Origin of the sequence: Pedobacter miscanthi, assembly GCF_003315595.1 — a bacterium.
Lineage (GTDB): Bacteria > Bacteroidota > Bacteroidia > Sphingobacteriales > Sphingobacteriaceae > Pedobacter > Pedobacter miscanthi.
This window is the reverse complement of the sequence record NZ_QNQU01000008.1, coordinates 227,389-242,593: the sequence shown is the minus strand read 5'-3', so window position 1 is coordinate 242,593 and position 15,205 is coordinate 227,389. Positions and strand designations below refer to the sequence as shown.

Here is a 15,205-nt window from a genome sequence, read left to right as displayed (position 1 = left end):
GTAAAATGGAAGAATAATGTATTATGGAAAATGGATGACGGAAAATGTGAAACGCATGATGGGAAAAATAACCGGATACATCATCCATCTTACCTCTCCCATCTTACATCAATTCCCTAGTTCTGACATAAATTTAATCCGCATCAGTTGAATTTCTTCGCGGGTATAGTCTGTTTCGCCGAGTTCATTCAGCGCATCGTCGATAGAATCGCTTTCAGCAGCCCTGAAATAATCGAAAACTTCATCCTGACGATCGTCATCAATCACTTCATCAATGAAATAATTCAGGTTCAGTTTGGTACCGGAGTTAACAATAGATTCGACTTCTTTGAGTATTTCTTCGTAGGTGATACCTTTCGAATCAGCAATATCCTCTAAACCGATCTGCCTGTCGATATTCTGGATAATCGAAACCTTCATCTGCGATTTATTGGCCTGGGTTTTGATAATCAGGTCAATCGGGCGTTCGATATCGTTATCCTCGACATATTTTTTGATCAGCTCGATAAAAGGCGTACCAAATTTCATTGCCTTACCTGAACCCACACCAGAAATCTGGCGGAGTTCTTCCATCGTAATCGGATAATGTGTACACATTTCCTCTAAAGACGGATCCTGAAAAACTACAAATGGTGGTACGCTTTTCTGCTTAGCAATTTTCTTGCGGAGATCTTTAAGCAGCGATAACAAATGAGTATCTAAAGCGCCGGTGCCCTGTTTTACATCATCATCATCGTCATCAGCACCACTTTCTATCGGCTCGTTTAATATAAATTTAAGGCTGTACGGATTTACGATAAAATCTCTGCCCTGCTTGGTTAATTTTAGTAAACCATAGTTATCGATATCCTTATATAGATAGTTGTTTAAAACAGCCTGGCGGATGATTGATTTCCACATCAACTCGCCATCTTCCTTACCAATTCCAAATTCAGGCACTTTACTGTGCTCGTAGGCAATGGTTTGAGCGGTTTCTAAACCCAGAAAAACGTTTAACAAATGAGCGTCGTCAAATTTTTCGCCGGATTTTTCTATAAACTTTAATAAAGTGGATAACTGATTTTCAGCATCAAACTGTTTTTTAGGCTTTTTGCAATTATCGCACATGCAATTACAGCCAGTTTCGTTAAAGTTTTCGCCAAAATAGTGAAGAATCTGCTTACGTCGGCAAACGCCAGACTCAGCATAATCGATTACTTCTTTTAGTATCTGCGTACCAATTTCGCGTTCCGAAACCGGTTTATCTTTCATAAACTTAGCCAGCTTATCTACATCTTTTTGCGAGTAAAAAGCAATACATACACCTTCCCCACCATCACGTCCGGCCCTGCCTGTTTCCTGGTAGTAACCTTCCATACTCTTTGGCACATCGTGGTGGATTACAAAACGTACATCCGGTTTATCGATCCCCATACCAAAGGCAATGGTGGCCACAATAACCTCGGCATCTTCCATCAAAAATTTATCCTGCGTTTCGGCCCGCACTTTGGGATCTAAACCCGCGTGATAAGGCAAAGCACTGATTCCGTTAAGGTTTAAGGCTTCGGCAACTTCCTCTACTTTTTTACGGCTGAGGCAATAAATAATCCCCGATTTGCCCGGATTCGATTTAATGTATTTGATGATTTCTTTGGTAATATCACGCTTGGGACGGATTTCGTAAAACAGGTTTGGCCTGTTAAATGAAGATTTGAACAGCGTAGCCTCAGTCATCCCCAGGTTTTTCATAATATCCTGCTGCACTTTTGGCGTAGCTGTAGCGGTAAGTGCTATAATTGGAATATTATTACCTAAACCAGCAATAACCTGCTTGATTTTGCGGTATTCCGGTCTGAAATCGTGTCCCCATTCAGAAATACAATGTGCTTCATCAACGGCAACAAAAGAGATTTTAATCAGGTTTAAAAATTCAATATTATCCTGTTTCGCCAACGATTCGGGTGCAACATACAATAATTTGGTCTGACCGCTTAAAAGATCAGATTTAACCTGGGTAATTTCAGATTTATTTAGGGATGAATTAAGAAAATGTGCAATACTGTCATTCCCACCAAAAGCCCTTAACTGGTCTACCTGGTTTTTCATTAATGCGATTAGCGGCGAAATCACAATTGCTGTTCCCTCACTCATTAAAGCGGGCAACTGATAGCAAATAGACTTCCCTCCACCTGTTGGCATAATCACGAAAGTATTATTGCCTTCTAAAATATTTGTAATGATCGACTCTTGATCACCCTTGAAATTATCAAACCCGAAGAAATTTTGGAGGTTATCAAATAACGACTTTTTCACGTCCATTTTGTGTAATAAAATATGCGATGCTATTTTTCTATCCAAAATAACATAATTTTACAAGAATTTCAAGTATTAACAGACAATTATTTTCTCTTTGAAAAGTAAAAAATCAATAATTCAGTCGGCTATAAGCACTTTAGAGCTCGAAGCAGCAGCAATATTAAATGTTGCCAGAAATATCAATAACGATTTTGAAAAAATCGTGCTGAGCATTTTGGAGGGTAAAGGACGTGTAATTGTAACAGGTATAGGAAAAAGTGCCATTATTGCCCAAAAAATGGTGGCTACTTTTAATTCAACAGGCACGCCGGCTATTTTTATGCATGCTGCCGATGCCATTCATGGCGATTTGGGTATGATCCAGGTGGATGATATTGTGATCTGCCTGTCGAAAAGCGGAAATACACCCGAAATTAAGGTTCTGGTTCCGCTGCTTAAAACATCCAACAATCTGTTAATCGGTATGGTTGGTGAGTTAAATTCTTTTCTGGCAGAACAGGCCGACCTGATCTTAAACACTTCATTCGAAAAAGAAGCTTGTCCGCATAATCTAGCACCCACAACCAGTACAACAGCACAATTGGCCCTTGGCGATGCATTGGCCATTTGCCTGTTAGAGTGCAGGGAATTTAACGAAGCTGATTTTGCAAAATACCACCCGGGTGGCTCTCTCGGTAAAAAACTTTATTTAAAAGCCCGGGATTTGGCATTATCGAACGAAAAACCCTCTATTTCTCCATCGGCATCGGTAAAGGATGTACTGATTGAAATTAGTAAAAACCGTTTGGGTGCTGTTGCTGTTGTTGATGCAGCTAACCAGGTATTGGGTGTAATTACCGACGGTGATATTAGAAGGATGCTGGAAAACAACGATTCTATAGCTGGTTTAAAAGCGGAAGACATTATGGGCAGAACGCCAAAAAGTATTCAATTTGATGCTTTGGCAGTTGAAGCTTTAGATATAATTAAACAAAATAACATTACCCAGTTGTTAGTTCTAGAACAAAATACTTACTTTGGCATTATCCATTTACACGATCTCCTCAACGAAGGCATAGTGTAATTTTTAAAATAAAAAATGAATAAAAATTATTATGCATTAATTATGGCTGGCGGCGTCGGAAGCCGCTTTTGGCCAGTAAGCAGAACAGAATATCCAAAACAGTTTATCGATTTTTTTGGTGTAGGCAAAACCCTTATTCAGAGCACTTACGAAAGATTTTTAAATATCTGTCCACCAGAAAATATATTTATCGTTACCAACGAAATATACTCGGATTTAATTAAAGAACAGTTACCTCAACTATCGGATAACCAGATTTTGGCAGAGCCTTTAATGAGGAATACAGCACCTTGTATTGCTTATGGAAGTTTAAAAATTGCCCAGTTAAATCCTAATGCAACGATTGTTGTAGCGCCTTCCGATCATACCATTGCCAATATTGATGGTTTTGTAGAATCGATTGAGCAATCACTGGATGCAGCTTCTAAAAACGATTGTTTAATCACGCTGGGCATTAAACCCAACCGTCCGGATACCGGCTATGGGTATATCCAGCATACTGATTATGTGCTTAATACCGATACCGACCTGCATAAGGTTAAAACTTTTACCGAAAAACCAAATCTGGAGCTGGCCAAATCATTTTTACAAAGCGGCGATTTCCTTTGGAATGCAGGCATATTTATCTGGTCGGCCAAAGCGATTTTAAGTGCTTTTGAAAAGCATTTGCCTGATATGTACGAGATATTTAATATCGGTAGATCAGAACTGAATGGTGCCGGCGAAAAAGAATTTATCAATAACGCTTATTTCCAATGCACCAATATTTCGATTGATTTCGGAATTATGGAAAAAGCAGAGAATGTATATGTATTGCCTTCTGATTTTGGATGGTCGGACCTAGGCACCTGGGCTTCTATTTACGAAATGGCCGAGAAAGATTACGTTGGTAATGCGGTTATTCCTTCAGAACAGGTAATCATGTTCGATTCGTCTAACTGTATGGTTAACGTGCCGAAAGATAAATTGGTGATTTTACAAGGACTGCACGATTATATTGTGGTAGAGAACAATAATATGCTGATGATCTGCCCACGTAACGAAGAACAGCGGGTTAAAGAATTTGTTGCAGAAGTTAAATCACGTTTCGGCAATAAATTTATTTAGAATGGATGAGGTGAGATGTAAGATGGATGATGTAGCGTAGTTGCAGATTATCCATCTTACATTTTCTATTTTATGCCTTTTTTCGCTTCGCGGGTGATTGCATAGATTAGATGATTACATGGATTTTTTATGCGTTTTAATACCATTATCCATCTTTTCTCTTACATTTTGCATATTCAATAATCTGACCATTAAGAAATTAAGGGCATTAAGGTTTATCGATAATTTTTTCTAACGAACTCGCTATTGGTCATTGAAGATTGGATATTGCGACTTCCATCATCCGTCTTACATCTTCCATTTTACATCCCCCTTTGTCTGATGGCTTCGTACAAAATTACACCAGCAGCAACCGAAACATTAAGCGACTCAATTTTACCTGCCATTGGTATTTTAGCCAGGTGATCGGCCACACGTAAAAGTTCGTTAGAAATCCCTTCATCTTCTGATCCCATTACAATTGCCGTTGGCATGGTATAATCGGGCGCATAAATAAAATCATTTGTTTTTTCGGTACAGGCTACAATCTGCAAACCGCTTTCCTGTAAAAACAGACAGGTTTTATGCAAATTGGCATGACGGCAGATCGGAATGCTGAATAAAGCCCCGGCAGATGTTTTTATCGCATCGGCATTAATCTGAGCGGCATTTTTTAAAGGCACTACAATAGCATGAACACCTACACAGGCAGCCGTACGGGCAATTGCGCCCATGTTACGAACATCGGTTACACTATCCAGAACCAAAATTAATGGCACCTCTCCTTTTTCGAAAATTGTTGGTATGATATCTTCAATATTCTGATAGGTAATTGGTGAAATTACCGCAATTACTCCCTGATGGTTTTTCTGCGACATCCGGTTCAATTTCTCAACCGGAACTGAATTTAAAGGGATCAACGTGTCTTTTAGAAGTGCTTTTAATTCCAGAAACAATTCTCCGCCCAAACCGCGTTGCTGGTAAATAGTCTCAATATCTCTTCCAGCTTTAACGGCTTCTATTACGGCCCTGATGCCAAATATAAACTCGTTATTCTCTTTTGCGCGTTGCGGTCTTCTAAAATTATCCATGTTTTGAAATTGTTAGGCAAAAGTATTCAAATAAATGTTTTAGCCCTAATCTATATTCTCCTTATTAACATTTAATTGTTTAAAAATTTTAACGATCGGGCAAAAAGCCCTTAAAAATCTAATCTGGCCAAAATCAATTTGTTAACAACATGTAGGAACTAATTCAAACAATCCGCTCAACTTTTGTTTACTTTTGTGCTATGAGTATCGATAATGAACAAGGCGGAAAGAACAGTATGACTGCTAGAAAAAGCAGGTTAAGTAATACAATCAGTTCACAGGGGAAGATCCCACCACAGGCATTAGACCTTGAAGAAGCCGTTTTAGGTGCATTGATGCTCGAAAAAGATGCGTTATCTGCGGTAATTGATGTTTTAAAGCCTGAAGTATTCTATAATGATGCACATCAAAAGATTTTTGAAGCCATCCATATTTTATTCCAGAAATCGAAACCTGTAGATATTTTAACCGTAACTGCCGAGTTGCGTACCATGGGCTCGTTAGAAATGGTAGGCGGTGCCTATTACATTACTCACTTAACCAACCGTGTTGCATCGGCAGCCAATATTGAATTCCATGCCAGGATTATTTCCCAAAAATACATCCAGCGTGAACTGATCAGGATTTCGACCGAAATTATTACCAATGCTTATGAAGATACTACAGATATTTTCGACTTATTGGATCAGGCCGAAAAAGGACTTTTTGAGATTGCCCAGAACAACTTGCGTAGAGATACCCAGAAAATGGACGATATCATTAAGCAATCTTTAGCCACACTCGAAGAACTCCGTACCAAAACAGATGGTTTAACGGGTGTACCTACGGGTTTTACCGGGTTAGATCGGATTACCGGTGGCTGGCAAAAACAGGATTTGGTAATTATCGCGGCCCGTCCGGCGATGGGAAAAACGGCATTCGTACTTACCTGTGCGCGTAATGCCACAGTTGATTTTGCAAAGCCAACCGTAGTATTTTCACTCGAGATGTCGTCTGTTCAGTTGGTGAATCGTTTAATTTCCGGGGAAGCCGAAATTGAGCAGGAAAAAATCAGGAAAGGAAATTTACAGGAATGGGAATGGCAACAGTTGCACAGTAAAATTGGCCGCTTAACCGAAGCTCCCCTGTTAATTGATGATACCCCGGCACTAAATATATTCGAATTCAGGGCAAAATGCCGTAGGTTAAAATCGCAGTACGATATCCAGTTGGTAATTGTCGATTACTTGCAGTTAATGCATGGTAAGGGCGAAGGAAAAGGTGGTGGTAACCGTGAGCAGGAAATCGGTAGTATCTCGAGGGCACTAAAATCAGTAGCAAAAGAGCTCGATGTTCCCGTACTTGCACTTTCGCAGTTAAGTCGTGCGGTGGAGAGCAGACCGGGTTTACAGGGAAAAAGGCCGATGTTATCCGATTTGCGTGAATCGGGATCTATTGAGCAGGATGCGGATATGGTATTGTTCCTTTACCGTCCTGAATATTATGGTATTACTGAAGATGAACAGGGAAGATCGCAGGCGGGTATCGGTGAGGTAATCATTGCAAAACACCGTAACGGTGAAACCGGAATTGTACCACTTAAATTCGTAGGTAAATTTGTTAAATTCCAGGATCTTGAAGATGATTTTAATGCACCGCCAAATTCGTTCGCTGCTGATCCTTCTGCTGGAATGTACCCTTCACAGGATTTTGAAAAACAGAGCAACGTAATTATCCGTCCTTCCAAAATGGACGATTATAATGATGACGATCCACCGTTTTAATAAAAATAGATTTATAATAAAAAATGTCCCGATGAAAATCGGGACATTTTTTATTTAATGGAATTTCCTACAAATTATAAAGTAGACCAGCATTAACGCTTGATCTTCCTGTTCTAATCCTATATCCCTGATTTTGTTTAAACAAATCAGTAATACCCGATTGACCATCAACCTCCAGTAATACTTTTAATTTATTTGCTATTGGTAATTTCACACCAATACCCAAATCAACACCGATATCCCTGTTGTGTATAAAATCTTTTAGATCTGTATTGAATTTTGTTTCCTTCGCATCCAATAAAATACCAAAATAAGGTCCAAAGTTTAAATACCAGTTTCTTTTCTTTCCAAAATGCCAGTTGGCCATTACCGGAATAGTGAGGTAGTTAATCTCGTAATTGGTATTAAAAGTTTGCCCATTATCTAAATTTATTAAATAACCGTTATCCCAGCCCTTTTGGTCATAACCGATTTTAGCTTTGATACTCCACCTGTCTGAAAAGAAATAATCACCTACAGCGGTTAGATTAAAGCCACTCCTGAAATCACTATTGGTTTGATTACTGGTAGATACCGTAGCTGCATTATAGCCCACATGCAAGCCTAGCTCAAAACTGTTCTTTTCCTGGGCATGGGCAGTTACCCCAAGCCCGCTTAATAATAGAAGCGTTAATAGTTTCCTCATAAATTTATCTGATTTTAAAATTTGCCGAAGATATAACTAAATCTTCTTTAATAAAAAACCAGCTAAGGAATAATTAAAAAATGTAAGCAAGTAAAATTCCAGCCAAAACAATAATAGGCGGACTTACTTTTGTAAAATTAAGCAGTAAAAAGGTAGCTAACATAATCCCCAAAAACAGCCAGTTAAAGCCCATCGGGATTAATAAAAGTACAAATGCAGCAATAATAAAACCCACACTTACGGCATTGATGCCAGAAAGACTATGGCGAATCCTCGAAATCTTTTTCAGGTCATCCCAGAAAGGAACAATAAATAATACGAGGATTAATCCCGGTAAATTGATGCCGATTACCCCGATTAATCCTCCTAAAATCTGCCCCCATAAACCATAACCGAAATTTTTCATACTCAAGGCACCAAGATAACTGGTGAATGAAAATGTAGGTCCGGGCAAAGCCTGTTGCAGGGCAAAACCAGATAAAAAACCGGATGATGGCAAATAATGTTTCATCTCTACAAACTCGGTAAACATCAAAGGAACTAAAACCTGTCCGCCACCAAATACCAGGATACCGTTACGGTAAAAGTTTTCCAGTAAACGGATAGGCAGACTAAAAGGAGATGTTCTGTTAATAATGGCACCAACCAATGCAAACAAGAGTAAAGCGCCCAAAAAGTAAATCAGTTTTTTAGGATTGATATTCGAAAAAAGTTTAACCCTTAGTTCGGTTTCTTCCTTTGGCGTTTCTATAGCGGATGAAATCATACCGCCAATCAAAATCGACAGTGGGAAAACATAAGCATTTCTCAAAACCAAAGTGATAATTACAGATGCAATGGCGAGAAAGATTGATACCTGCGAGGATAAAACCTTTCTTCCCAATTTCCATGCACCGTAAGCAACAATACCCAAAGCTATGGGCTGGATGTATTCTAAAATATCATTAAACTTCTGTTTCTGATCAAGCAAGGCATAACTAATGGCTGCAAAGGTCATAATTGCCGCAGTTGGTAAAATCCAGATCAGAAAGGTAATGATGGCCAGTTTTAGTTTACCTACTTTCCAGGCTATGCCTACCAATGTTTGCGTAGATGCCGGTCCGGGTAATACCTGTGCAAGCGCATTAAGCTCCAAAAGTTCTTCTTCTGAGATAAACTTTGTACTTTGAACAAAATATTTTAATAATAATGCCAGGTGTGCCTGCGCGCCACCAAAGGAGGTGAAGGTAAAAAAGATTACATTCCGGATAAAGAGCCACTGCCTTTTAGCAGCGATGGGTTTGCTTTGCATTAATTCAAGACTAATAACTGTTAACTGAAAACTGCCAATGGAGAACTGACCTAATCATCTTCGTATTCTAATCCTGCGGCCGAATTATAGGCGCCCTGTAATTCAGAAAAAGCGTGCATGTCGCGTTTATTACGGGCAACCTGCATTCCCTTCTGATAAGTTTCGATTGCTTTCTCTTTTTCTCCGTCTTTTTCCAGCAACTTGCCCAAATGATAATAAGTTCCTACATAATCAGGATGTTTATCCGTTAACTGAAGGTAAAAAGAATAAGCTTTTTCTTTATCATTTAGGTTGTTATACTCTGTGGCTAAGGCATATAGTATAAACGGATCGTTAGGATCGCTTTCCAAAAATTCCAATAACTTGCTTAAACGGGTAGATGACATTTTATTTCCTTGCTTTTTTAATTAAATTTGCAGAAAGACCTATATAATAATAATATCATATATGAACCGATCGGCAACGAACAATTTTAGTTCCGGATCGTTCATTAAATAAAAACCACTATTAAAATATGAAAATATTAGTTTGTATCAGTAACGTGCCAGACACGACGACAAAAATAACTTTTACTAATGATAATACCGAATTCAATACAGCAGGTGTGCAATATATTGTTAATCCTTATGATGAAATTGCATTATCAAGGGCTATTGAGCTAACTGAAGGTGGTAAAGGAACAGTAACGGTAATCAATGTAGGCGAAGCAGCCAACGATCCAACCATCAGAAAAGCTTTGGCTATTGGTGCGGATGATGCGGTACGCGTTAATGCAGCACCACGGGATGCTTATTTTGTAGCTAAACAGATTGCTGAATATGCTAAAGACAAAGATTTCGATATTATTTTAACAGGTCGCGAATCTATCGATTATAACGGTAACCAGGTTGCGGCCATGGTTGGCGAATTTTTAGATATCCCATCGGTATCAATCATTAAAAAATTAAACATCGAAGGCGATACCGCTACAATCGAAAGGGAAATTGAAGGGGGTAAAGAAGTATTAACCGTTTCGGGTAAGTTTATTGCCAGCTGCGCAGAAGGCGTGGCCGAACCAAAAATCCCCAACATGCGTGGTATTATGAGTGCAAGAACAAAACCACTGGCTGTTCTTGATGCAGTGGCAATTGAAGAAGTGAGCAAAGTAACCAAATACGAAACCCCAGCACCACGTGGTACCGTTAAGTTAATTCCTGCCGATCAAACAGAATCGTTAATTAGTCTACTTCACAGCGAAGCTAAAGTGATATAAGTAGTTGGCAATTTTCAATTTCCAGTTGTTTAATAATAAAGAGATAATAAATAGAATTAATTTCATTATAAAATAAAAAGTCCCCTTCAGGGGATTTAGGGGTAAATATATGTCAGTATTAGTATATGTAGAACAGGCTGAAGGTAAATTCAAGAAATCTGTTTTTGAAGCGGTTTCTTACGCCAAAGCCATTGCCGACCAACAATCAACCAACTTAACCGCTATTTCAATTGGCGATGTTGCTGAAGGTGAATTAAAGGAATTAGGAAAATACGGTGCATCTAAAGTATTAAATGTTAGTGCCGATCAGTTAAAAACCTTTGTTAACCAGGCTTATGCAAGTGTTATTGCGGCTGCTGCCGAAAAAGAAGGTGCTGATATTGTTGTTTTATCCAACTCCTTCTCAGGTAAAGGTTTAGCACCGCGCATTGCCGTAAAACTTAAAGCTGGTTTAGCAGATGGTGCGGTTGAATTGCCAAGCACCGATGGTAAATTTGCAGTAAAGAAAACTGCTTTTTCTGGTAAAGCATTTGCCATTACCGAATTAACTTCTGCAAATAAAGTAATCGCTTTAAATCCAAATGCTTTTGGTGTTAAAGAAAATGCAACTGATGCTGCTATCGAAACTTTCAGTGCTGATATTAAACAATCGGATTTAGGTACTGTGATTAAAGATATTGTAAGGGCAACCGATAAAGTTTCGTTACCTGATGCAGAATTGGTGGTATCAGCAGGCAGAGGTTTAAAGGGTCCTGAAAACTGGGGAATGATTGAAGAGCTTGCCGGTTTATTGGGTGCAGCTACAGCTTGTTCTAAACCGGTTTCTGATGCAGACTGGAGGCCACATTCAGAACACGTTGGTCAAACCGGTATTGCCATCAGTCCTAATTTATACATCGCGATCGGTATTTCCGGTGCTATCCAGCATTTAGCCGGTGTAAGCTCATCAAAAGTTATTGTTGTAATTAATAAAGATCCTGAAGCACCTTTCTTTAAAGTGGCAGATTACGGAATCGTTGGTGATGCTTTTGAAGTGGTACCAAAATTAATCGAAGCATTAAAAGCCCATAAGGGATAAAAATAAACCTTCAAACCTCGCAGGTTTCGAAAACCTGCGAGGTTTTGAAAAACGGATATGAAAAAAGTAAAATTAGATATTGTAGGTTTATCTTACAGCCAGACTCAATCTGGTGCTTATGCCCTTGTTTTAGGTGAAGTAAATGGCCGTCGCCGTTTGCCAATCATCATCGGAGCCTTTGAGGCACAGGCCATTGCGATAGAAATTGAGAAAATGACTCCCAGCAGGCCATTAACACACGATCTTTTTAAATCGATGGCTGATACTTTTCATATTAATATTCAGGAAATTATCATTTACAATCTGGTTGACGGTGTTTTCTACGCAAAGCTGATTGCCAGTGATGGCAAAAACACCCACGAAATTGATGCCCGTACCTCTGATGCCATTGCATTGGCCGTTAGGTTTAATGCCATGATTTATACCTATGAATTTATCCTTGCTTCAGCAGGGATTGTAATCGAAGGAAATGATTTCCTTTTCCTTGAAAATATGGAATCTTTAACCAAAGAACCCGAAGCCGACGCGTTACCAAGTGCAAGCAAAGCCCAGGGATTTGGAGATCTTACTTTAGAAGAGTTACAGCAAAAACTGCAGGAAGCTATTGCCGAGGAAGCTTACGAGAAAGCAGCCAGGTTACGCGACGAGTTAAATAAACGCGGAACGTCTTAATTCCTCTTTAAAATATCCGGCAAAACAAATTCTATCAGATTTTTCCTAAAAAATCGACAAATAAAAAGCTAAATACCAAAATGGGCCAGATTGTGTAAAATAATTCATGCTCATTTTGGATTATCATTCAAAATAGTTCTATATTCAGCTTTTACTTTCAACAATCAAACTAAATTATTATTATGAATGTTAAGTTTCGCTTAACTATAATGAGTTTTATGCAATTCTTTGTATGGGCAGCCTGGTTAATTACGATTGCAAATTACTGGTTTGGTACCAAACAATGGGATGGCTCAAATTTTGGGGTTATATTCTCTACAATGGGCATCGCGTCGTTATTTATGCCAACCATAACCGGTATTATAGCCGATAAATGGATTAATGCAGAAAAACTCTATGCCATTTTACATATTCTTTATGCTGCAGCCATGTTCTATCTGCCACAGGTAGAAGATCCACATACTTTCTTTTGGGTAATATTAGTAGCCATGTGTTTTTATATGCCAACCATTGCGTTAAGTAACTCTATCAGCTATACCACTTTAAAAAATGGCAATTTCGATGTGGTAAAAAACTTCCCCCCCATCCGTGTATGGGGAACGGTAGGCTTTATCGCTGCCATGTGGCTCACCAATTTAACCGGTAATAAAGCCAGTGCAAATCAATTTTATATAGCAGGTATAAGTGCATTGTTGTTGGGTATATATTCTTTTACACTACCTGAATGCAAACCTTTAAATTTAATCAGCGAGAAAAAAACCTTTGCGCAAAAGCTGGGTTTAGAATCATTTAAACTTTTTGCCGATTATAAAATGGCGCTGTTTTTTATTTTCTCTATGTTTTTGGGCGCTGCTTTGCAGTTAACCAATGCCTACGGCGACGTTTTTTTAGATGAATTTAAATTATTCCCTGTTTTTGCCGAATCTTTTGTAATCAAATACTCTACTATTATTTTATCGATCTCGCAGATATCCGAAACACTTTTTATCCTTGCCATTCCATTCTTTTTAAAACGGTTTGGGATTAAATGGGTAATTGCAATTGCCATGTTTGCCTGGGTATTACGCTTTGGCTTATTCGCTTTTGGCGATCCATCAACCAATTTATGGATGATTATTACTTCCTGTATTGTTTATGGTATGGCTTTCGATTTCTTCAATATTTCGGGATCGTTGTTTGTTGAAACTTCTACCACGCCAAAAATACGTTCGTCAGCCCAGGGCTTATTTATGATGATGACCAATGGTTTTGGTGCCGTATTTGGAAGTTTAATATCAGGCTGGATGATCAGTAAATATTTTACCACCTATTATACCAATATCGGTTCCTTATCAAAATATGTAAATAGCGAGGCAGATAATGCACATTTGCTAAAATTTCTAAAAAACAAAGGAATCAGTGTATTGCAGAATGGTAACTTGAGCCGCGCCCTGGATGTAAAAGACTGGCACAATATCTGGCTGGCTTTTACCATTTATGTTTTAGTAATTGCGCTTGTTTTTGTGGTTATCTTTAAACACAAACATACCCGTGCAGAAGTAGAAGCCATAAACCATTTATAATTTCCGATTAACCTCTTATGTCAGCTGGTAAGTATAGAAAAGAACACAACTGTTTAAATTGCGGTTCTCACGTTGAGAAACATTATTGCAGCAACTGCGGTCAGCCCAATTTAGAATTAAAAGAAAGTTTCTGGACTTTTATTAGTCACAGCATTGCCCATTATTTTCATTTTGACAATAAATTTTTTCAAACACTTTCTCCCCTCCTCACCAAACCGGGCCAGGTTACGCTTGATTATTTAGCAGGTAAACGTGCAAGGTATATCAACCCGGTGAGCATGTATATCTTTGTATCCATCGTGTATTTTCTAGTCGTTTATTCCCCTAAAAAACATGTGGAAAAAGATGAAGAAGACGGTATAACTATAGAAAATAACGAAAAACACCAAAAAGTAGCCGACAGTGTAAAAAATGCACTTAAGCTCAATGGCGTATCTAAAGAAATTGCTGACCAGGCTACCAGATCAATCAACGATGCAATTAAGAAAAAAGAGTTTATAAAACTGGGCTTTGCCGATCAGGAAAAAGAGTTGAACAGACTTAGAGCTGAAAACACAAGGCTTAAATCTGATTCCATTGCCGATATGATTGAAGATTATAATGAGATCCATATCGAAAGGAACGATAGCACCTATTCGGCTTACCTGTTACGCCAAAAGAAACTTCCACCCGCTGAACAAGATAGTTGGTATGAAAAACTGATCAAAAAAAGAGCAATTACCATCGGCGAAAAATCGGAAGTTATCCAGGAAACCCTTGAACATAACCGGCCAAAACAATATTTCTTATTAATGCCTTTACTGGCCTGGTTTATTATGCTCAATTTCAGGAAAAACCACATTTATTATCTGGATCACCTGATTTTTACCATCCACGGGATGATGGTTTATTTTATCGTCTCAATTATTACCCAACCCATCATGAAACATATTTTTGGGGAGGATTCTGTAGTGAGTAGTATTATAGAAGTAGCTGTTACGGTATATTTGTTTTGGTATATGTTTAAAGCGCTTACCGTTTTTTATCAGCGTAAAACATGGAGCACTATCTTTAAAATATTCTGGATTTTAATTCTTTATGCAGTTGCATTTAAGTTATCGGAAATGGTAATGATCAATTTGATTTATTACGTAGCGACTTAATTCACAGTCGTAATCTCAACTTCATTAAATGAATCGTCATCTCGACTGAGAAGCAGCGAAACGGAGAGATCTATCTTGAATAGTCTCGTGATAGATTTCTCGACTGCGTTACACTCCGCTCGAAATGACGGCACGAGGAGAGCATCGCTACCAAAAAGAAAAATTAATAAAAATATACCCCACAAAAAAAACCACCCGATATTTTCGGGTGGTTTTTTTATGCTT

At 38.5% G+C, this 15,205-nt stretch carries 13 protein-coding genes; 8 read left to right on the top strand and 5 right to left on the bottom strand.

The genetic code is table 11. The features are described from left to right. Window positions 1–108: 108 nt before the first annotated feature. Window positions 109–2,298, bottom strand: a complete 2,190-nt coding sequence (gene recQ, locus DRW42_RS11395; protein WP_113948956.1) for a DNA helicase RecQ — start codon at window positions 2,296–2,298, stop codon at window positions 109–111. Between the two features lie 91 nt (window positions 2,299–2,389). Between recQ and DRW42_RS11390 the strand changes: the two genes are divergently transcribed. Both DRW42_RS11390 and DRW42_RS11385 read left to right on the top strand, forming a co-directional pair. Further along, a complete protein-coding gene (locus DRW42_RS11390) occupies window positions 2,390–3,358 on the top strand; it encodes a KpsF/GutQ family sugar-phosphate isomerase (protein WP_113948955.1) in 969 nt (322 codons plus the stop codon). A 15-nt stretch (window positions 3,359–3,373) separates the two neighbouring features. Beyond that, a complete protein-coding gene (locus tag DRW42_RS11385; RefSeq protein WP_113948954.1) occupies window positions 3,374–4,465 on the top strand; it encodes a mannose-1-phosphate guanylyltransferase in 1,092 nt (363 codons plus the stop codon). A 302-nt stretch (window positions 4,466–4,767) separates the two neighbouring features. On the opposite strand, the gene rlmB is transcribed toward DRW42_RS11385, so the two are convergent. Next, window positions 4,768–5,535, bottom strand: coding sequence for a 23S rRNA (guanosine(2251)-2'-O)-methyltransferase RlmB (gene rlmB / locus DRW42_RS11380; protein WP_113948953.1), 768 nt, complete (start codon window positions 5,533–5,535; stop codon window positions 4,768–4,770). 200 nt (window positions 5,536–5,735) lie between these two features. Here rlmB and dnaB point away from each other — a divergent pair, with 200 nt between their 5' ends. After that, window positions 5,736–7,298, top strand: a complete 1,563-nt coding sequence (dnaB, locus tag DRW42_RS11375) for a replicative DNA helicase (protein ID WP_113948952.1) — start codon at window positions 5,736–5,738, stop codon at window positions 7,296–7,298. Window positions 7,299–7,365: 67 nt separating this feature from the next. On the opposite strand, the gene DRW42_RS11370 is transcribed toward dnaB, so the two are convergent. The 3 genes from DRW42_RS11370 to DRW42_RS11360 all read right to left on the bottom strand — a co-directional run bounded on the left by DRW42_RS11370 (window position 7,366) and on the right by DRW42_RS11360 (window position 9,660). Continuing rightward, window positions 7,366–7,983 carry a porin family protein gene (locus tag DRW42_RS11370; RefSeq protein ID WP_113948951.1) on the bottom strand — a complete coding sequence of 206 codons (618 nt, stop codon included), beginning with the start codon at window positions 7,981–7,983 and terminating at the stop codon, window positions 7,366–7,368. Between the two features lie 73 nt (window positions 7,984–8,056). Continuing rightward, entirely contained in the window at window positions 8,057–9,274 is a 1,218-nt protein-coding gene (chrA, locus tag DRW42_RS11365) for a chromate efflux transporter (protein WP_113948950.1), read from the bottom strand. A gap of 50 nt (window positions 9,275–9,324) precedes the next feature. Beyond that, window positions 9,325–9,660, bottom strand: coding sequence for a tetratricopeptide repeat protein (locus DRW42_RS11360; protein ID WP_113948949.1), 336 nt, complete (start codon window positions 9,658–9,660; stop codon window positions 9,325–9,327). Between the two features lie 128 nt (window positions 9,661–9,788). Between DRW42_RS11360 and DRW42_RS11355 the strand changes: the two genes are divergently transcribed. From DRW42_RS11355 to DRW42_RS11335, 5 genes are all read left to right on the top strand, one after another. Then, on the top strand, window positions 9,789–10,526 hold the full coding sequence (locus DRW42_RS11355) for an electron transfer flavoprotein subunit beta/FixA family protein (protein WP_113948948.1): 738 nt from the start codon (window positions 9,789–9,791) through the stop codon (window positions 10,524–10,526). 109 nt (window positions 10,527–10,635) lie between these two features. Next, window positions 10,636–11,604, top strand: coding sequence for an electron transfer flavoprotein subunit alpha/FixB family protein (locus tag DRW42_RS11350; RefSeq protein WP_113948947.1), 969 nt, complete (start codon window positions 10,636–10,638; stop codon window positions 11,602–11,604). Between the two features lie 57 nt (window positions 11,605–11,661). Further along, the gene (locus DRW42_RS11345) at window positions 11,662–12,276 is read left to right on the top strand and encodes a bifunctional nuclease family protein (RefSeq protein WP_113948946.1); all 615 of its coding nucleotides are present in this window, start codon (window positions 11,662–11,664) and stop codon (window positions 12,274–12,276) included. A 182-nt stretch (window positions 12,277–12,458) separates the two neighbouring features. Next, window positions 12,459–13,838, top strand: coding sequence for a nucleoside permease (locus tag DRW42_RS11340; RefSeq protein WP_113948945.1), 1,380 nt, complete (start codon window positions 12,459–12,461; stop codon window positions 13,836–13,838). A gap of 17 nt (window positions 13,839–13,855) precedes the next feature. Beyond that, window positions 13,856–14,980 carry a DUF3667 domain-containing protein gene (locus DRW42_RS11335; RefSeq protein ID WP_113948944.1) on the top strand — a complete coding sequence of 375 codons (1,125 nt, stop codon included), beginning with the start codon at window positions 13,856–13,858 and terminating at the stop codon, window positions 14,978–14,980. Window positions 14,981–15,205: the final 225 nt, after the last annotated feature.